The organism is Kribbella monticola (genome assembly GCF_003261635.1).
GTDB classification, from domain to species: Bacteria; Actinomycetota; Actinomycetes; order Propionibacteriales; family Kribbellaceae; genus Kribbella; species Kribbella monticola.
Genome location: NZ_QFXK01000003.1, coordinates 1 through 18103, shown reverse-complemented (window position 1 = coordinate 18103; position 18103 = coordinate 1). Strand labels below are relative to the sequence as shown.

General features: G+C 67.2%; 17 protein-coding genes. 11 read left to right on the top strand and 6 right to left on the bottom strand.

Annotated features, from left to right (window positions below; translation table 11 throughout):
• Positions 1–140 precede the first annotated feature (140 nt).
• The 3 genes from DIZ26_RS01050 to DIZ26_RS01040 all read left to right on the top strand — a co-directional run bounded on the left by DIZ26_RS01050 (position 141) and on the right by DIZ26_RS01040 (position 3774).
• Positions 141–2120, top strand: a complete 1980-nt coding sequence (locus DIZ26_RS01050; protein ID WP_112237164.1) for an ATP-dependent DNA helicase — start codon at positions 141–143, stop codon at positions 2118–2120.
• 27 nt (positions 2121–2147) lie between these two features.
• Entirely contained in the window at positions 2148–3113 is a 966-nt protein-coding gene (gene ligD, locus DIZ26_RS01045; RefSeq protein WP_232828074.1) for a non-homologous end-joining DNA ligase, read from the top strand.
• Positions 3114–3174: 61 nt separating this feature from the next.
• Positions 3175–3774, top strand: a complete 600-nt coding sequence (locus DIZ26_RS01040) for a GNAT family N-acetyltransferase (RefSeq protein WP_198675818.1) — start codon at positions 3175–3177, stop codon at positions 3772–3774.
• Positions 3775–3900: 126 nt separating this feature from the next.
• Here the strand turns inward: DIZ26_RS01040 and DIZ26_RS01035 are convergent, their stop codons facing one another.
• Together DIZ26_RS01035 and lexA are read right to left on the bottom strand one after the other, a co-directional pair.
• A complete protein-coding gene (locus DIZ26_RS01035; RefSeq protein ID WP_112236702.1) occupies positions 3901–4413 on the bottom strand; it encodes a glutathione peroxidase in 513 nt (170 codons plus the stop codon).
• A gap of 48 nt (positions 4414–4461) precedes the next feature.
• Positions 4462–5238: a transcriptional repressor LexA gene (gene lexA / locus DIZ26_RS01030; RefSeq protein ID WP_112236700.1), complete on the bottom strand. Its 777-nt coding sequence runs from the start codon at positions 5236–5238 to the stop codon at positions 4462–4464.
• A 420-nt stretch (positions 5239–5658) separates the two neighbouring features.
• Here lexA and DIZ26_RS01025 point away from each other — a divergent pair, with 420 nt between their 5' ends.
• Complete coding sequence (locus DIZ26_RS01025) at positions 5659–6135, top strand: LysM peptidoglycan-binding domain-containing protein (RefSeq protein ID WP_112236698.1); 477 nt, start codon at positions 5659–5661, stop codon at positions 6133–6135.
• A gap of 558 nt (positions 6136–6693) precedes the next feature.
• Here the strand turns inward: DIZ26_RS01025 and DIZ26_RS01020 are convergent.
• Entirely contained in the window at positions 6694–8022 is a 1329-nt protein-coding gene (locus tag DIZ26_RS01020; protein ID WP_232828073.1) for a Gfo/Idh/MocA family protein, read from the bottom strand.
• A gap of 207 nt (positions 8023–8229) precedes the next feature.
• Positions 8230–9180, bottom strand: coding sequence for a nucleoside hydrolase (locus DIZ26_RS01015; RefSeq protein ID WP_112236696.1), 951 nt, complete (start codon positions 9178–9180; stop codon positions 8230–8232).
• Positions 9181–9516: 336 nt separating this feature from the next.
• Here DIZ26_RS01015 and nrdR point away from each other — a divergent pair, with 336 nt between their 5' ends.
• The 3 genes from nrdR (at position 9517) to DIZ26_RS01000 (ending at position 14105) form a co-directional block, all read left to right on the top strand.
• Positions 9517–10008, top strand: coding sequence for a transcriptional regulator NrdR (gene nrdR / locus DIZ26_RS01010; RefSeq protein ID WP_112236694.1), 492 nt, complete (start codon positions 9517–9519; stop codon positions 10006–10008).
• Between the two features lie 207 nt (positions 10009–10215).
• On the top strand, positions 10216–13095 hold the full coding sequence (locus DIZ26_RS01005; RefSeq protein WP_112236692.1) for a vitamin B12-dependent ribonucleotide reductase: 2880 nt from the start codon (positions 10216–10218) through the stop codon (positions 13093–13095).
• A 380-nt stretch (positions 13096–13475) separates the two neighbouring features.
• Positions 13476–14105 (top strand): hypothetical protein, encoded by a 630-nt coding sequence (locus tag DIZ26_RS01000; protein WP_112237156.1) that lies wholly within the window; start codon positions 13476–13478, stop codon positions 14103–14105.
• 175 nt (positions 14106–14280) lie between these two features.
• Here the strand turns inward: DIZ26_RS01000 and DIZ26_RS00995 are convergent, their stop codons facing one another.
• On the bottom strand, positions 14281–14565 hold the full coding sequence (locus DIZ26_RS00995) for a hypothetical protein (RefSeq protein ID WP_232828072.1): 285 nt from the start codon (positions 14563–14565) through the stop codon (positions 14281–14283).
• Positions 14566–14704: 139 nt separating this feature from the next.
• Here DIZ26_RS00995 and DIZ26_RS00990 point away from each other — a divergent pair, with 139 nt between their 5' ends.
• Entirely contained in the window at positions 14705–15094 is a 390-nt protein-coding gene (locus DIZ26_RS00990; RefSeq protein WP_198675817.1) for a helix-turn-helix domain-containing protein, read from the top strand.
• A 139-nt stretch (positions 15095–15233) separates the two neighbouring features.
• Positions 15234–15443 carry a KTSC domain-containing protein gene (locus tag DIZ26_RS00985; RefSeq protein ID WP_112236690.1) on the top strand — a complete coding sequence of 70 codons (210 nt, stop codon included), beginning with the start codon at positions 15234–15236 and terminating at the stop codon, positions 15441–15443.
• A gap of 4 nt (positions 15444–15447) precedes the next feature.
• Here DIZ26_RS00985 and DIZ26_RS00980 read toward each other — a convergent pair whose 3' ends face one another.
• Positions 15448–15771, bottom strand: coding sequence for a YciI family protein (locus DIZ26_RS00980; RefSeq protein ID WP_112236688.1), 324 nt, complete (start codon positions 15769–15771; stop codon positions 15448–15450).
• 152 nt (positions 15772–15923) lie between these two features.
• Here DIZ26_RS00980 and DIZ26_RS00975 point away from each other — a divergent pair, with 152 nt between their 5' ends.
• A complete protein-coding gene (locus DIZ26_RS00975) occupies positions 15924–16145 on the top strand; it encodes a hypothetical protein (protein ID WP_112236686.1) in 222 nt (73 codons plus the stop codon).
• 110 nt (positions 16146–16255) lie between these two features.
• Positions 16256–17578, top strand: coding sequence for a serine hydrolase domain-containing protein (locus tag DIZ26_RS00970; RefSeq protein WP_112236684.1), 1323 nt, complete (start codon positions 16256–16258; stop codon positions 17576–17578).
• The last annotated feature ends 525 nt before the right edge of the window (positions 17579–18103 follow it).

The following is an 18103-nucleotide window of genomic DNA, read 5'->3' as shown; positions in this document are numbered from 1 at the left end:
GCCCTCGGGCCGCCTTCAGGCCCTACCCGGCTGATCGCGCCACGTCGGCCCGGCTCTGGTCACGGGGTTTTCCACAGGCTGGCGCGAGCTGGTCGGGGATTGTCCGTCGAGCGGGCTAGGGTGATGCGGTGGGTGTCGAAGTGCGTGAACTGCTGGAGGCCGCGGTCTCCGGTATCGGTGGTCAGACGCGTCCTGGCCAGGTGGAAATGGCCGAGGCGGTCAACGGGGCGATGGAGGATGGATCCCATCTCCTCGTCCAGGCCGGAACCGGAACGGGGAAGTCACTCGGGTACTTGGTGCCCGCGTTGCTACACGCCTTGGAGGACCGCCGCGTCGTCGTGTCGACAGCGACGCTGGCGCTCCAGTCGCAGCTGGTGGACCGCGATGTGCCGGCTCTGCTGGACGCGACAGAGAAGCTGTTGCCGCGCCGCCCGGCGTACGCGATCCAGAAGGGCCGGAACAACTACGCCTGCCTGCACCGGATCCGCGAAGGCGCGCCCGACGACGACGGCATGCTGATCGACATCCCGCCGGCCGGCCCGGTCGGCCAGCAGGTACTCGAGCTGCGCGACTGGGCCGAGCAGCAGTTGCTCGACGGCGAGGCAGGCGACCGCGATCACGCGCCCACCCACCAGTACCAGGCCTGGCAGCAGGTCGCGATCGCCGCGCGCGAGTGCCTCGGCGCGCAGAAGTGCCCGTACGGCGACGAGTGCTTCGCCGAGAAGGCCAAGGAGCAGGCCCGCAAGGCCGACATCGTGATCACCAACCACGCGCTGCTCTCGATCGATGCCTTCGAGAACAGGACAGTGCTGCCGGAGCACGACGTGGTCGTCATCGACGAGGCGCACGAGTTGCCCGCCCGGGTGACCGGCGCGGCCGGCGCCGAGCTGTCGCCGCAGATGGTCGAACGCGCCGCCAAACGCGCCCGCCGGTTCGTCGACGACGATCACGCGGACGACCTCATCGACGCCTCCGACGCGCTGCGAGCCGCTCTGGACGAGACGCGCGAAGGACGGATCGAAGCAGCGAACGGCGTGGTTCTCGAAGCCGCCGGTCTGGTGCGGGACGCGGCGCGGGCTGTGTACTCCGATCTGAACAAGAAGTCCGACGACGCCGACAACGATCCCGACGGTGCGAAGCGGCAGTCCAAGGGCGCGGTGAAGGAGATCTTCGACGTCGCCGAGCGGGTCGCCGCGCTGAGCGACCTCGACGTGGTCTGGCTGGTCGACCGGGAACGCTTCGGCCGCGAGCTCCGGATCGCGCCGCTCACGGTGGCCGGCTTGCTGCGCGAGCTGGTGTTGAAGGACCGGACCGTCGTCCTCACCTCGGCGACGCTGACGCTCGGTGGTGACTTCGACGCGATCGCCCGGCAGGTCGGCCTGCGACCGTCCGACAAGCTGGCCGACGGCGAGGAGATGCCTTCCGTCGATACCGACTCCGACACCGGGCCACTGCCATGGCGCGGGCTGGATGTCGGCTCCCCGTTCGAGTACGAGAAGCAGGGGATCCTGTACGTCGCGAAGCACTTGCCGCCGCCGCATCGTGACGGGCTGGGCAAGAAGCAGTTCGACGAGATCATCGACCTGATCACGGCCGCTGGTGGTCGAACGCTCGGCTTGTTCTCGTCCCGGCGGGCAGCCGAGGCCGCGACCGCCGCTGTCCGCGAGGCGACCGACCTGAAGGTGCTGTGTCAGGGCGACGCGCAACTGGGGGAGTTGGCTCGCGAGTTCATCGAGGACCCGGAGACCTCTCTGTTCGGCACTCTGTCGCTGTGGCAGGGCATCGACGTACCGGGCTCGACCTGCAACCTCGTCATCATCGACCGGGTCCCGTTCCCGCGCCCCGACGAGCCGCTGATGGCCGCCCGGCAGCGAGCCGTCGACGAGGCGGGCGGGAACGGCTTCATGGCCGTCGCCGCGACCCATGCCGCATTGCTGCTCGCCCAGGGAACCGGCCGGCTGATCCGGCGTACGTCCGACCGGGGTGTGGTGGCGATCCTGGACCCGCGGATCGTGACCGCGCGGTACGGCGGTTATCTGCGCGCCTCCTTGCCACCGATGTGGCCGACAGCCGATCGTGAGAAGGTGCTCGGCGCGCTGAAACGACTCCAGGACACCTGAGCCGATGAGTCCTGCCCGGGGGATCCGTTGAGTCCGGCCGGTGGTCCGCCGGTGCTGCCGATGATGGCGGCACTCGGACCGATGCCGACCGGCCCCGGCTGGTCGTACGAGATGAAGTGGGACGGCATCCGGGTCATCGCCGAGGTCGACGAGGACGGTTGCCGGCTGTGGTCCCGCAACAGTCGCGACGTGTCCGCGGGGTATCCGGAGCTGGTCGGGCTGGCCGGCGACACCGGGTTGCGGCTGCCCGCAGTACTGGATGGTGAGATCGTCACGCTGGACGAGAACGGGGCGCCGTCGTTCGGATTGCTGCAGCGTCGGATGCACGTTCGCGATCCACGTCAGCTGGCGCAGCTGATCAAGCAGGTGCCGGTGTCGGTGCGGGTGTTCGACGTACTGCGGTTCGACGGCCAGTCGTTGCTAGAGGCAACGTACGACGAGCGCCGCAGGTTGCTCGAGTCGCTGGAGTTGTCCGATCCGTTCTGGGAAGTCCCGCAGAGCTACGCCGACGGCGAGGAGGCGCTCGAACTGTCGGCCTCCACCGGCCTCGAAGGCGTGGTCGCCAAGCGGCGCAAGTCGCGGTACCTGCCGGGCAAACGCAGCGCGGACTGGGTGAAGGTGAAACCCGTCCTCACCCGGGACGTCATCCTGTGCGGCTGGCATCCGGGGGAGGGGAACCGCGAGGGCAAGATCGGCTCCCTGTACTGCGGCGCCTACGACGGCGACGACCTCGTTCTGATCGGCAAGGTCGGCTCCGGGCTCGACTTCGCCATGCTCGAAATCCTCAGCGCCGAACTCGCCGCCCTCGAGATCGACACCCCACCCTTCGACGTCTCGTCGGTCCCCACCTCGGACCGCCGCGCCGCCCACTGGCTCGACCCCCTCCTGGTCGCCGAAGTCACCTACTCCGGCTGGGCCGCCGACGGCCGCCTCCGCCACCCCGTCTGGCGAGGCCTCCGCCTGGACATAGACCCCGAATCGGTAACCCGCTGAAACGTCCTACGCCTACAAATAAGCAGTTCGTCAATGACGGACGGGCTACTAGCCTGGCGCGATGACGGAAAGTGGCGACCTTGAAGACGGACAATTCGAGCCGGTGATCCGGGAAGAGCGCGCTGGGGATCATGGAGTTGTGCGGGAGGTTCAGGCGCGCGCGTTCGGGGACGGGGAACGGGTTCCGGACCTGGTTGACGCCTTGCGTGTGGCTCCGGCGTCGCTTGCGCCGTTGTCGTGGGTCGCGACCGTCGATGACACAGTGGTCGGGCACGTGATGCTCAGCGGTTGCCGCTTGGATGCTTTGCCTCGACTCGTCGACGTGGTCACGCTGTCGCCCTTGGGTGTCCTCCCGGAGTACCAGGGCAGGGGAATCGGCACCCGGCTCGTGGCGCACGCTCTCGCGGAGGCCGACCGTCGCGGCATTCCTCTGGTGTTCCTGGAGGGTTCACCGCAGTACTACGGCAAGCGCGGGTTCATCGACGCGACAGCGGCCGGCTTTCGTCCGCCGACCTTGCGCTACCCGCCCGGTGCTTTCCAGGTCGCCAAGCTCTCCTCGTACGAGGACTGGATGACCGGCACCTTCGTATACTCCGACACCTTCTGGGCCATGGACTGCGTGGGCCTGCGAGGCGATCACCTCGGAACACCCGCAACCTGATCCGCGAGCCCGCCGATGTCCTTCAGCACGCGTCGGGCGAACGATCTGGGCACGATCCGCCTTCGTTCTCCCGCGCGACGAGTACTGACCAGGGTGGACCGGGTATCGATTCCACCCTGTGGGGGATCAGTCGCTTGATTCGCGCCGGCTCGGGGCCGGTACGGCGAGCGCCGCCTCGATCTTGTCGGCGAGCTTCTCCGGCGTGTGGGTCGGGGCGTAGCGGCCGATGACGCTGCCGTCGCGGGCGATCAGGAACTTGGTGAAGTTCCACTTGATCCGCCCGCCGAGCAGCCCACCTTGCTCCCGCTTGAGCCAGTTGTACAGCGGCAGTGTCTTCGACCCGTTCACGTCGATCTTGGCGAACATCGGGAAGGACACGTGATAGATCGTCGAACAGAAGTTCGCGATCTCGTTCTCGTCGCCGGGCTCCTGGTGGCCGAACTGGTCGCAGGGGAATCCGAGCACGGAAAAACCCTGCTTGCGATACGTCTTGTACAGCTTCTGCAGGCCGGAGTACTGCGGGGTCTGGCTGCATTGCGAGGCCGTATTCACCACCAGGAGCACCTGGTCACGGAAGTCGGCAAGAGACTGTTCATTGCCTTCGATCCGGGTGGCACTGAAGTCATAGACAGTCGTCATATCTCAATCCTGACATGTCCGCGCTGACTCCGCTCGCCGTCTGAGATGTCAGACACGCCGCAGAACGGTTACGACCTTGCCGAGGATGGTCGCGTCCTTGCCGTCGATCGGCGAGAAAGCCGGGTTGTGCGGAAGCAGCAGGATCTCGCTCTTGGTCTTCTTGAACGTCTTCACCGTCGCCTCGCCGTCGATCATCGCCGCGACGATGTCACCGTTCTCCGCGTTCGGCTGCTGGCGGACCACGACCCAGTCGCCGTCGCAGATCGCCGCCTCGATCATCGATTCACCCTTGACCCGCAGCATGAACAAGGTGCCCTCGCCAACCATTGCCCTGGGCAACGGGAAGATCTCCTCGACCTCCTGCTCGGCCAGGATCGGCCCACCGGCGGCGATCCGGCCCAGCACCGGCACGTACGCCGCGTCCGGGTGCGCGTCGCCGGCCCCGGTCTCGTCGTACGCCGTCTGTCGCACCGAGCCGACCGATCCGCGGCGCGCCGCGGCGTCCGCGACCTCGCCCGGATAGCGGACCTCGATCGCGCGCGGCCGGTTCGGGTCGCGGCGGAGCAGGCCCTTCTGCTCCAGGACGCGGAGCTGGTGCGACACCGACGAGGAGCTGGTCAGCCCGACCCGCTCGCCGATCTCCCGCATCGAGGGCGGGTAGCCACGGCTGTCGACCGAATCGCGGATGACGTCCAGCACGCGCCGCTGCCTCGGGGTGAGACCGGTGGCGTCCGCCGGACCGTCGGGCAGCTCGGACACGGTCGGCCCGGTGGCCTCCGCGCTCAGGCGTCCGTCCTTGCTGGAACCGCTCGGCGTCCTGGCCATCGGCTGGCAACTCCCTCGGATCAGGCCGGCAGTCGCACCCCCGGCCAAGCTTTCAACGACTGAGAAGACCGTAGACCGAATCCTGAGATTCTTCAAACATCTGTTCGAAGGCGTGTCGGTTCGCACGTTTGTTCGTGTGTCAGGTTATAGAGCCTGTTCGTCGGCTCGGGTGGCGGGAATATCCACGGCGTGTCGTGGTTGGAAATGGTTGCGTCCCGGGCGCGGTTCGGTTAATCATTCGTACAGGCGTTCGATCGAACAGGTGTTCGGGTCCGGGTGCCGGAACGGCTCGCCGGTGAGTTCGCCGGGTGGTCCGTTCGAGGGGACCGATGGGGTCGCTCGACGAAAACTGTCGGCGGCGGCCGATAGACAGAGATCGACACCGCAGGACGAGGTCTGAACGAAGGTCTGGAGGATCCGATGAGTACAGCGGCCCTGGCAGCAGGCGCGACTCAGGTGACAACCGTGCCCGAGGTGGACGGCAACCGCCCGACCAGGCGCCGCCGCATCGCGGGGACGACGACCGAGCGCCTGCCCGTTCGTGCCTGTTCCGGTGACGACCTCGGCCGGCACCACCAGCTCGCCGAGATCGAGCCGCCGGTACTGCGTCTGACCAGACGCGGCCGGATGCTGCTCACCACCGTCTCGGTGCTGGTCTTCGGCGCCGCCATCGCCGTACTGGGCCTGCGCGTCGCCGGTGTTCTCGACCCGGCCCCGCAGTTCACCCACACCATCTCGGTCCAGGTCGGCGCCGGCCAGTCCCTCTGGTCGATCGCGCAGGAAACCAACCCGACCGACAACCCCGCGACCGTCGTCGAGCAGATCGCCACCCTGAACAACCTCCGCACCCCCGCCGACCTAACCCCCGGCCAAACCCTCCAGGTCCCCGTCCGCTAACCCACCACCGACCCGCAAAGCCTCCTCGCCAGGCCTCCACCCCACTCGACCACGTCGCTCAGCCACCGCGCTCGCCCACCTGGCTCGACCACCGCGCTCGACCACCGGGCTCGGCCGCCGCACCCGATCACCTGGCTCGACCAGCTGGCTCGACCGCCCGCGCTCGATTACCTGGTCCGACCATCGCGGTCGACCACCTTGCTCGGCGATCGCGCTCGACCACCGGGCTCGGCCGCCGCGCCCGATCACCTGGCTCGACCACCGCGCTCGACCACCGCGCTCGACTCCCTTGCTCGACCATCTGGCTCGGCCGGCGCGCCCGATCACCTGGCTCGACCGCCGCGCTCGATCACCTGGCTCGACCGCCGCGCTCGACCAGTTGGCTCGACCGCCGCGCCCGATCACCTGACTCGACCACCTGGCTCGACCATCGCGCTCGATCACCTGGCGCGCCCACAGGGCTCGGCGACCGCGCTCCGCGCCAGGCTGGTTGTAGTTCTGTGCCCCGGTGCCGCCTCTGGTGCCTGTCTGCTGGTCGACCGGGTGTCTGGCGGTTGGTTAGTTGTTGAGCAGGGTTGATACCTCGACTGCTTGGCCGGTTTCGAAGGAGCGGTTGGCTGCGAGGCCGACCAGGAGGGAGCGCGCGCCGTCGTGGTGGTCGGCGCTGCGGCCGAGCGGATCCTCGCCGGGGGAGCCGAAGAGCGACTCCAGCAGTCGCGCGTCTCCGCCGCCGTGACCCTGGCCCAGCTCGTGATGCAGCAGCGTCTGCGGCGGCTTCCAGAGTGGGTGCAGTGTCAGCAGCGCCTCGGTCTCACCCGGCGCCGCATCCCCGTGCTGCACCGCCGTCGCATGCTGCTGCTCTTCAGGGGGAGTAGCGAAAGTGTTCTCCCGCACGAGCAACTCCAGCCGTCCCGCGCTCCCATTGAAGCCGATCCGGTAGCCCTCCCACGGTGAGTACGCCGTGAGGTGGTAGCTCAGCGAAGCCCCCGAGGCATAACGGACCAGCACCGCCATGTCGTCCTCGATCGTGATCCCGTCGCCGAACACGTTCTGATCCCGGTGATACCCGTCCTCGTGCTCCGCCTCGAGATACAACTCCCGCAGTACGTCGTTCGCCGCCAGCTTGATCGCGAACGGATCGTCCGCGGCCGCCGGTGATCCATCGGCCCGCTCGTACTCGCGAGCCAGCCCGCGCCGCCGCCCGTTCTCGGCGCCGTAGAAGAACAACTTGCCATCGGCAAAGACCTTCACCGGCTCGGAATCGATCCACCAGTTCACCAGGTCGAAGTGATGCGTCGCCTTGTGCACCATCAAACCGCCCGCGTTGGACTTCTCCCGATGCCAGCGACGGAAGTAGTCGGCGCCGTGCCGGACATCGAGCAGCCATTCGAAGTGCACCGAACCGATTTCACCGATGACGCCCGACTGAAGCACTTCGCGGACCTTCTCGTGCACCGGGTTGTAGCGATAGTTGAACGCCACCCGCACCGATCCGGCCGCTTTCTCCGCCGCGTCGAGAATGCGCCGGCAACGCGCCGGATCCATTGTCATCGGCTTCTCCGTGACGACGTCCAGCCCCGCCTCGAGCGCGCTCACGATGTACTCGTCGTGGGTGCGATCCATCGACGTCACCACGACGACATCGACCTGCTGTTCCTTGAGCATCCGATCGAAATCACCGGCCCCGTACTGCGGAACGCTTGCGTGCCCGAATTTCTCGGCCAGCCGCCGGTTGTGGACGGCCATCCGGGTCTGGTTCACGTCGCAGAATCCGGCGAGTTCCGCGCGATCGGCGTACGGGCCGGCCAATGCGTCGACAAAGGTCTGCGCCCGGGCCCCCAATCCGACCACGGCATAACGACGGCGGGCTTCGGTCGCAATAGCCACAAGCGCTCCCTGAGCAGACGGCAAACGCTTACCACCCAATCATGCGCGCCTCACACCGAACAACCCACCTGACCGTTTCCGGACACGCACCCACGATCCGCAGCCGCCGCCGGCTCACGGGTTCACAGGCTCCGGCGGCGTCAGCTCAGCTCAAGGGTCCGCGGGCGCGTGCGGCGTCGGCCCAGGGGTCGTGGAGTTGCGGCGGCGTCAGTTCACGGTTTGGAGCCAGAGGTCGGCGTAGCGGCGGGCGTCGACTGCGGTTGCGACCTGGACCACGGTCGGTGCGGCGCCGTGTGGGTCGCTGCTGAGGTCTTTCGACCAGTCGCGCGTGTCGACGATGGTCCGGCCGCGCGACCAGCTTCCCGACAGCTCGACCCGTAGCGGGAACGCCTGCGTGGTGAGGCCGTCCGGATCGATCACCGCGCACACCGCTCCGCCGTCCCCGATGCTTGCTCCGTCCGCGCCGTACAGCTCGCTCCGCTTCTCGATAAGGGCCCGAGCGAGGTCGGCCGACGCAGAACCCTTCAATTCGCGCGCCTCATCGAGCGTGATCAGCACGTCGTAGAACACGTCGAGCCCGTACATCGTGACCGGTACGCCGAGTTCGCCCGCCGCGGCCAGCACGATCGCGGCCGCCTCGGGGTCGGTCCAGATGTTGAACTCCGCCGAGGCCGTCGCATTGCCGATCCCGGCGGCGCCGCCCATGAAGACGATCTCGGCGAGTCCCGCCGCTGCTTCCGGGTACGTCCTGAGCAGCAGCGCGATGTTGGTCATCGGAGCCAGCGGGATCAGCGTCACCCGCTCGCCGCTCCGAGCGGCCTCGAGCAGCACGTCGCGCAGAAGCTCCACGGCGTGCCGCGGATCCGTAGTACGGGTTGAGCGGGGCCAGTCGAGGTTGCCGAGTCCGTCGACGCCGTGGACGTGCGGGGCGGCCCGAACCGGTTGCAGCAGCGGCAGTGCGGCTCCGCGAGCTACTGGGACGTCGGGGCGGCCGGCTGCTTCCAGGACGGTGAGCGTGTTGATGACGACCTCGTCCAGGCCGACGTTGCCGCCGACGCAGGTCACGGCTCGCAGGTCGAGGTCCGGATGGCGGGCGGCAAGCAGCAGCGCACAGGCGTCGTCGAGCCCCGTGTCGACGTCGAGGATGACCGGTTTCATACCCACATCCTCACCCATCCACCAGGCCTCGACGGACCCGGCCAGGGCCTGCCGGGCGCGCATAGTTTGCGCCTCGAAAGGGCCGTCGGGACGGCGCCACGCGGGAGTACATGAGGTCGCGCGAGTGTTGGAACAAGGAGACGCGCGCGGGATTCGGGCGTTCTTGCAAACTGTCGGAGGCGGGACGTAGCATCCCTAGATGTAGTAGTTACACGCCTGTAGTTCTCCACAGGTAGTGGTTGGTTACTCACAGGTCATGCACAAGTTGTCCCCAGTTCGATCCACAGGTCCACCCCTGCGAAGGGCGGTGGAGCCGCTCGGGAGGAGTGATCCGACATGCACTGTCCGTATTGCCGGCACGTGGACTCCCGGGTCGTCGACAGCCGGGTCGCCGAGGACGGCGGAGCGATCCGCCGGCGCCGGCAGTGCCCGGTCTGCGAGAAGCGGTTCACCACCGTCGAGCAGATGCAGCTGACGGTCGTGAAGCGCTCCGGCGCGACCGAGCCGTTCAGCCGGGAAAAGGTGATCAGGGGCGTCGGCAAGGCCTGCAAGGGCCGGCCGGTGGACGACGACGCGCTGGCCCGGCTGGGGCAGCGGGTCGAGGACGCGCTCAAGGGCGGCGGCTCGCCGGAAGTGCCCGCGCACGAGGTCGGCCTGGCCATCCTCGGACCGCTGCGGGAGCTGGACGAAGTCGCGTACCTGCGGTTCGCCAGCGTCTACCGGCAGTTCGAGTCGGCCGACGACTTCGAGACCGAGATCGCGTTGCTGCGCGCCGAGAAAGAGCCCGAGGGCACCGAACCGGCCGCACACGGGACACCACAGACATAAATCGGGGATCCGCACGACCGGCAGGACGCAGTACAGAGCAGTAGGCGGTACAGAGCGACACGTAGTACGGGACGACAAGCAGTACGCAACACCACGTGATACAGCAACACGCAGTACAGGGCAGGACGCAGTGCAGGCAGGGCGAAGTACGCGCAGGACTCAACGGGGCGGTCCCGACAGACCGCAGACACAGGGCGAGGAGCAACCATGACAGAGACGGTGACCGGCCATTCGGGGTCGACCAAGAGGTCGACGGCCGGGTTCCGCAGGGGCAAGAACGTCCCCGCGGGACTCACCATCGAGCGCATCTTCACGACCGAGGGCGTCCACCCGTACGACGAGGTGACGTGGGAGCGTCGCGACGTCGTGCAGCAGAACTGGAAGACGGGTGAGACCGTCTTCGAGCAGCGCGGAGTGGAGTACCCGGACTACTGGTCCGTGAACGCCTCGACCATCGTCACCACCAAGTACTTCCGCGGCGCCGTCGGTCACGACAACCGCGAGTGGAGCCTCAAGCAGCTGCTCGACCGGGTGGTCAAGACCTACCGCAAGGCCGGCGAGGAGCACGGGTACTTCGCGACGCCCGCCGACGCCGAGATCTTCGAGCACGAGCTGACCTGGATGCTGCTGCACCAGTACTTCAGCTTCAACTCGCCGGTCTGGTTCAACGTCGGTACGACGTCGCCGCAGCAGGTGTCGGCCTGCTTCATCCTCGCCGTCGACGACTCGATGGACTCGATCCTGAACTGGTACAAGGAGGAGGGCCTGATCTTCAAGGGCGGCTCCGGTGCCGGTCTGAACCTGTCCCGGATCCGGTCCTCGAAGGAGCTGCTGCAGTCCTCCGGCGGTACGGCGTCCGGCCCGGTCAGCTTCATGCGCGGCGCGGACGCGTCGGCCGGAACCATCAAGTCCGGCGGCGCCACCCGGCGCGCGGCCAAGATGGTCGTGCTGGACGTCGACCACCCCGACATCGAGGAGTTCGTCGAGACCAAGATGCGCGAGGAGGACAAGATCCGCGTCCTCCGCGACGCCGGGTACGACATGGACCTCGGCGGCCGCGACATCACCTCCGTGCAGTACCAGAACGCGAACAACTCCGTCCGCGTGACGGACGAGTTCATGCGTGCGGTGGAGGAGAAGGGCGAGTTCGGCCTGCGGGCCCGGATCGACAACTCGATCATCGAGACCGTCGACGCCCGCGAGCTGTTCGACAAGATCAGCCACGCCGCCTGGGCCTGCGCCGACCCCGGTCTGCAGTACGACGACACCATCAACGACTGGCACACGACGCCGGAGACGGGCCGGATCACCGCGTCCAACCCCTGCTCGGAGTACATGCACCTGGACAACTCGTCCTGCAACCTCGCGTCGCTGAACCTGATGAAGTTCCTCAAGGACGACGACACCTTCGACTCGGAGAACTTCGTCAAGGCCGTCGAGCTGATCATCACCGCGATGGACATCTCGATCTGCTTCGCGGACTTCCCGACCGAGGCGATCGGCGAGACCACCCGCGCCTACCGCCAGCTCGGCATCGGCTACGCCAACCTCGGCGCACTGCTGATGGCGACCGGCCACGCCTACGACTCCGACGGTGGTCGCGCACTGGCGGGCGCTATCACCTCGCTGATGACCGGTACGTCGTACAAGCGGTCGGCCGAGCTGGCCGGCGTCGTCGGCCCGTACGACGGCTTCGAGCGGAACAAGGAAGCGCACGCCCGGGTGATGCGCAAGCACGCCGCGGCCAACGACGCGATCCGGACCCTCGACGACATCGACAAGGACGTCCACAAGCACGCCACGGCAGCCTGGGACGCGGTACTGAAGGTCGGTGCGAAGAACGGCTGGCGGAACGCGCAGGCCTCGGTGCTCGCACCGACCGGCACGATCGGCTTCATGATGGACTGCGACACGACCGGGATCGAGCCGGACTTCTCGCTGGTCAAGTTCAAGAAGCTGGTCGGCGGCGGCTCGATGCAGATCGTCAACCAGACGGTGCCGCGGGCGCTCCGCAAGCACGGGTACACCGAGGAGACGATCGAGGCGATCGTCGAGTACATCTCCGAGCACGGTCACGTCGTCGACGCGCCGGGGCTGAAGACCGAGCACTACGAGATCTTCGACACCGCGATGGGCGAGCGCTCGATCAAGCCGATGGGCCACGTCCGGATGATGGCGGCCGCGCAGCCGTTCCTGTCCGGTGCCATCTCGAAGACGGTCAACCTGCCGGAGACGGCGACCGTCGAGGAGATCGCCGACGTGTACTTCCAGGGCTGGAAGCTCGGCCTCAAGGCACTGGCCGTCTACCGCGACAACTGCAAGGTCGGCCAGCCGCTGTCGGACTCCAAGTCCGCCAAGGCCAGCGCCGCTGCCGACGCGGCCGCCGCGGAGCCGGTCGTCGAGAAGGTCATCGAGTACCGGCCGACCCGCAAGCGCCTGCCGAAGTCGCGGCCGTCGCGGACCACGTCGTTCAGCGTCGGTGGCGCCGAGGGCTACATGACCGCCGGGTCGTACCCGGACGACGGTCTGGGCGAGGTCTTCCTGAAGATGGGCAAGCAGGGTTCGACCCTGGCCGGGGTGATGGACGCCTTCTCGATCGCGATCTCGATCGCCCTGCAGCACGGTGTGCCGCTGGAGACGTACGTCCAGAAGTTCACCAACCTGAAGTTCGAGCCGGCCGGTCTGACCGACGACCCGGACGTGCGGATGGCGCAGTCGATCATGGACTACATCTTCCGCCGGCTGGCGCTGGACTACCTGCCGTTCGAGGACCGGGCGGCGCTGGGCATCTATTCGGCCGACGAGCGCTCCCGTCAACTCGACACCGGTTCGTACGAAGCCCCGGTAGAGGTCTCGGAGGCCGAGTCACTGAAGGCCGTCGAGCCGGTCGCAGAGAAGCCTGCGGTCGAAGAAGCCGGCGCCAAGGTCCTCGACACCTCCGAGGTCCGCACCACAGCAGAGATGTTCGAGCTCATCACCGGTACCTCGGTCGACGCACCCCTGTGCTTCACCTGCGGCACCAAGATGCGCCCGTCCGGCTCCTGCTACGTCTGCGAAGGCTGCGGCAGCACCTCCGGCTGCAGCTGACCCCTAGTTGATAGCGCCACGGCCCCCGGGAACTTCCCACATCCCCCGGGGGCCGCAGCGCGTCCAGCCCTCGCTGCAGAGCTACAGCAACCACCCCGGCGACAGCGTCACGCAGTACTGGCTAGCGGCCGGAGCGCTCTGAGTCGGCGGGGGCTGCGCCTGTTCCGCCGAGGGCGAAGAGGGTTGCTTCCTCGTTGCCGGTGAGGTACCCAGACCGAGCCCCGGGCATGGTCGTTCGGTTGCTCAGGGTGATGGTCTGAGCGGGCGTTTTTCCATGTCTGCAACGGTATGTGGACCTCGGGCGGAAACTGTCGACGGGCTGGGTCATGATGGTTTCCGGGACCCTCGGAGGCGGGGGTCGGCTGGTGAAGGGGTGGGCGATGAAGAACCGTCTGATCACACTGGTAGACCTGGGGCTGGACAGTTCGTTCGACGCCTCGATGACGTTCGTCCAGGGCATCACCAGCAATATCAACGCCGGCTGGAACCGGCCCGTGATCGACGTCAACTTCGTCCGCACCCGGGATCATGAGACGGCGTTCTCAGCCCTGACCACTCCGTCGTCGGTGCTGCACGTGATGGCGCACGGTGACCACAGCGAGGAGCCGTCGTTCCTGAGCACCGACGGCGAGACCCAGGTCTCGCTGACCGCCCTGGCCGACTGGTTCCTGGATCGCCAGTGGGGTATCGCCAGCGGCGTCGTCATCGCCGACGGCTGCAAGACCGGCATCGGCAAGTGGCAACGAGCGATCCGCGACTGCCTACAGGACGACATCACCTACATCGGCACCAGCACAGTGATCGGCTGGTACGAAGCGACCGTCTTCTGCTCCGCCTTCTACGGCGCCCTGATCCGCAACCGCGGCCGCGGCAAGAGCCCCGCCGAGCAAGGCTGGGACGCCGCCCAACGCGCCATCCGCGCCTACGAAACCCTCACCGACGCCCGCTGCCCCTACAAACCAGTAACCCTGACCCCCAGCCGAAGAGCCCTCCGCTCCCTAGCCGGCTGACGTCACATCTGGAAGGCCGGACGCCGCGCCAGTCTGCAGCCGGCGCGGGTTCTGTGGCGCCATACCGCCTTCGGTCGCACGTCGACATCCAGCCGGCTGACGGGCGCGTTTCAACGTACCGAGGGGGAGGTAGGGCCGGCGGCCGTGCAGGGGGTTGGGCGCCGGCCCTACCGGATCAGGTGTCGAGCCAGCGGATGGTGGTGGCGCCTTGGTGGCCGTGGATGGTGAGGAGGGCGTCGATGCCGTCCTGCCAGACGGTGGTGGTGGGGTAGCGGCCGCCCCAGTGCAGGGTGACTGTGCCGTCGGACCACTCGACACCTTCGGCGACGACACCGGTACCGCTCACGCCGGAGACGTCGGTGTGCCGGACCAGTTCGAAGCGACGTGGTCCGGCCGCGGTCGCCACCTTGAGATGGCGTCGCCGCAGGAGCTCTGCCGGTCTACCGCTGATCTTGTCCATGCCGGACAGTCAACGCTCGCTCGCCTGCCCGGACCATGAACTGAAGCTGTATCCACAGGGCACTGAACAGGCCCCAAATCGTCACTCGATCGACGTAACCTGATTGCAAGGAGTGATCGAGATCGCGAGGAGCGAGCCGATGACAATCATCGACCAGTGGACCGGTAGGCATGCGCACGCGTTGCGCACCGCCATGCGCCTGACCAACGAAGCTTTCGCCGAGCACCTGGGCGTCGCCCCACGGACGATCGCGAAGTGGCGGGAGCGGCCAGAGATGGTGCCGAGTCCACAGCTCCAGGAGGCGCTCGACACCACGCTCAACCTTGCCACCAAGGAGACCCATGCCCGCTTCATCGCGAACCTCGGCGTCGAGAGCCGGCCCGCTCTCGACGAGTCACTGCTCAGCCAACTCCACACCGCCGTCGGCGACCTGACCCGGGTGCTCGCCCGAATGGCCGCCGAGCCGGTGACGCCTCGCGCCTCGTCTCCGGGCGAGCTCCCAACGCAGGCGGGCGCGCGGCACGCGTAGTACGGAGCCGGGGCACGCGTCGCGCCTCGTGCCCCGGCCAACTCCCGACACAGGCAGCCGCGCGGCACGCGTAGTACGGAGGCTGCTGCGCGGCACGCGTAGTACGGCTTGCTGGTGGCGGTGATGAAAGGGTTGCTCCATGAGGCGGCGACCGGTGGATTCCGCAAGCGTGCGATCAGTCGGCTACAGCATGTCCAGCCGAACGCTGGAGATCGAGTTCGTCAACGGCAGCGTCTATCAGTACTTCGACGTGCCGCAGCCGACGTACGCCGGTCTGCTGGCGGCCTCGAGCATCGGCAACTTCGTCAACACCCAGATCAAGCCGTACTACGAGTTCGCCGAGGTCTGAGCTGCTACATCGGGATGATCTCGAAGATCTCCACGGCGAAGCGGCCCTTCCCCTCGGACAGGAAGGGGTGCCCCTCGAGCAGGGCGCGTGCGGCGTCGAGGTCGTCGGCCTCGATGATCGTGTAGCCGTTCTGGTCGCTGGGCTCGGCCGGTCCGCCGTCGTCGCGTACGGAGGCGCGCGGTGCAAGGGGGTTGCCCTGGTCGACGATCGAGGCGGCGGCCTTGCCCATCCAGTCCGTCCACGCCTTCATCTGCTCCTCACCCTGCTCCGCGGTGAAGTCCTCCATCGGGGTGGCCGGACCGCGGTACAGGTACAGGTACTTACTCATCGTGCTTCCCTTCGCCGGCGCTCCTGGTGAGCGTTTCTTGCTTGACGATCGAGCGCGTCGCGAATCGACAGCGGTCCGCACCGTTTTCGCGGAGTCAGCGAAGGGCACCTGTTCGTGGTCACACGGGGTTGTGTCGTATCCAGGAGGTGGACATGAGCACTCGCACTACGACTGGTTCTCGCGTGATCACAGTCATCGTCGTGTTGTGGTTGCTGATCGGACTGGCTGCTGCCGCGCAGCGGAACTACTTCGCCGGCTCCGATGCGACCTGCGCGAAGGTGGGTACCACTTTGGTGACCATCGTCGCCGGGCCGCTGAACTACATCGGTGCGAACCCGAAGATCGACTGCTCGGCACCGCAACCGTCCAAGTAGACCGCTCGATTCACCGGTAGTGCGGCTGCGGAGCCCATGGGTTCCGCAGCCGCGGTGTGCTGGCCCTCCACCGTGGTTAGGCTTCGACCATCCGACCGGGAGGCGACGGCGTGACGAATGTGGTGAAGGCTGAGATCGAGGCCGATCTCGCGGAGTACCAGGTCCCCGGTGTCAGTTGGGCTGTGATCGAGGGCGGCGAGTTCGTCGAGCGCGGATCCGCCGGTCTGGTAGACGCAGGCGGCAGCGATCCGGTGACAGAGCGGACGTTGTTCCAGGCCTGCTCGATCAGCAAACCCGTTGCTGTGCTCGCGGCCCTCCGCCTTGTCGACCAAGGCCTGCTCGACCTCGACGAGGACGTGAACAGCCGACTCAAATCGTGGCGGGTTCCACCGACAGGCGATTGGCAGCCAGTCCTCACCCTGCGCCAGTTGGTCAGCCACAGCGCCGGCCTCACCGTGCACGGCTTCCCCGGATACCCGTACGGCGAAGAGCTTCCGAGCCTGCGCCAGATCCTCGACGGCGTGCCGCCGGCGACCAACTTCGGCGTACGGGTCGACACTGTGCCCGGCGCCCAATTCCGGTACTCCGGCGGCGGCACCCTCGTCGTACAGCAACTCCTCGAGGACGTCACCGGTACGCCGTTCCGCCAGCTGATGCAGGAGTTGGTGCTCGGCCCACTCGGTATGTCCGACAGCGACTACGCCCAGCCGCTCCCCGAGGGCCGGCACAACCAGGCCGCCGTCGCACACGACGACTTGGGCCGACCCACCGAGGGACGCTGGCACAGCTACCCCGAACTCGCCGCGGCCGGCCTCTGGACCACGCCGAGCGACCTCGTCACCTTCGCCCAAGCAGTCAAGAACTCGTACGACGGTGTCGCGGGTGCGCCGTTGTCGCTGGAACTTGCGCGCGAAACCCTCACGCCGCAGGTGCCGTCGTCCGAACGGATCGGCGGACTCGACGCGCTCGGCCTGGGCCTGTTTCTCGGGCAAGGTGGCCGTCTCTTCGGACACAGCGGGTCGAACGCCGGGTTCAGGTGCCACCTGCTCGCGTATCGGGACACCGGGCGAGGCGCGGCGGTGATGACGAACGGCGACAACGGGAGCTGGGTGGTCGAGAAGGCCTTCGTGAGTATCGCCGCGGCGTACGGGTGGGAGGACTATCCCGCCGAGGTCAGTGAGCGAGTCGTACCGGATGCCGAGGTGTTGGCAGGGTGGGCCGGGACCTACCGGCTGCGGGAGGGCTGGAGTTTCGAGGTTGAGTCTTCCGGGACAGAGCTGATCGTGAAGTTCCCTAGGCAGTCGCCGGTGCGGTTCCGGGCGATGGCGGGGGATCGGTTTGGCGCGTCGACGGCCGACACGGAGTTGCGGTTCGACGACGGGGGAGTGGTGTTCGTACAGAACGGCGAGGAGATCCGCTGCCTGCGGGAATAGCCGGCGAAGGGGCTCGGTTATGTGAGGTGTCGTCCAGTACATGACCCCCGGGCCTCACACTCAGCCGCTACGAGCGGCCACTCGCCGAGAGGCGTCTGCTGGACGATGCGGTACTCGATGGGCGGGGAGCTTCGGCTCCTCGCCCATCTGCCACCTCCGCGGCACTTGTGCGGTGGGGGATCATGGTGGAAGTCAGCCGCGGCGACGCGGGGGACTGGTGTGACCAGAGGGACGGCGGCAAGCGCGCCGGAGGTGCTTTGCAAGGGTTCGGCCAAGGTGCCGACCTCGATTTGCATCTTCACCGCGAATGTCAGCGCGGTGTGCGTCCGATTCTTGAGAACTCAACAGCGTGCCGAAAGTCAATGCCGAAATTTAGCATTAACCCGTTTCACGGCATTGGATGATCCTGGTCCACTCCGAACCTATTCTGGGTTTTGGGTGTGGGGTTGTCTGTTGTTCGTGTTCGGATTCCTTTGAAAATATTGATTCAAGTCAGTTTGATTTGTTTCTGATGTTCAAAGGATC

Bases quoted from the DNA above. Each gene is read 5' to 3' on its own strand.
- DIZ26_RS00985 (WP_112236690.1), top strand. From the start codon at position 15,234: ATGAGGCGGCGACCGGTGGATTCCGCAAGCGTGCGATCAGTCGGCTAC.
- DIZ26_RS00975 (WP_112236686.1), top strand. From the start codon at position 15,924: ATGAGCACTCGCACTACGACTGGTTCTCGCGTGATCACAGTCATCGTC.
- DIZ26_RS01015 (WP_112236696.1), bottom strand. From the start codon at position 9,180: ATGAAACCGGTCATCCTCGACGTCGACACGGGGCTCGACGACGCCTGT.
- DIZ26_RS00995 (WP_232828072.1), bottom strand. From the start codon at position 14,565: ATGGACAAGATCAGCGGTAGACCGGCAGAGCTCCTGCGGCGACGCCAT.
- DIZ26_RS01000 (WP_112237156.1), top strand. From the start codon at position 13,476: ATGAAGAACCGTCTGATCACACTGGTAGACCTGGGGCTGGACAGTTCG.
- lexA (WP_112236700.1), bottom strand. From the start codon at position 5,238: ATGGCCAGGACGCCGAGCGGTTCCAGCAAGGACGGACGCCTGAGCGCG.
- DIZ26_RS00990 (WP_198675817.1), top strand. From the start codon at position 14,705: ATGACAATCATCGACCAGTGGACCGGTAGGCATGCGCACGCGTTGCGC.
- DIZ26_RS01025 (WP_112236698.1), top strand. From the start codon at position 5,659: ATGAGTACAGCGGCCCTGGCAGCAGGCGCGACTCAGGTGACAACCGTG.
- DIZ26_RS00980 (WP_112236688.1), bottom strand. From the start codon at position 15,771: ATGAGTAAGTACCTGTACCTGTACCGCGGTCCGGCCACCCCGATGGAG.
- DIZ26_RS01005 (WP_112236692.1), top strand. From the start codon at position 10,216: ATGACAGAGACGGTGACCGGCCATTCGGGGTCGACCAAGAGGTCGACG.
- DIZ26_RS01035 (WP_112236702.1), bottom strand. From the start codon at position 4,413: ATGACGACTGTCTATGACTTCAGTGCCACCCGGATCGAAGGCAATGAA.
- DIZ26_RS01040 (WP_198675818.1), top strand. From the start codon at position 3,175: ATGACGGAAAGTGGCGACCTTGAAGACGGACAATTCGAGCCGGTGATC.
- nrdR (WP_112236694.1), top strand. From the start codon at position 9,517: ATGCACTGTCCGTATTGCCGGCACGTGGACTCCCGGGTCGTCGACAGC.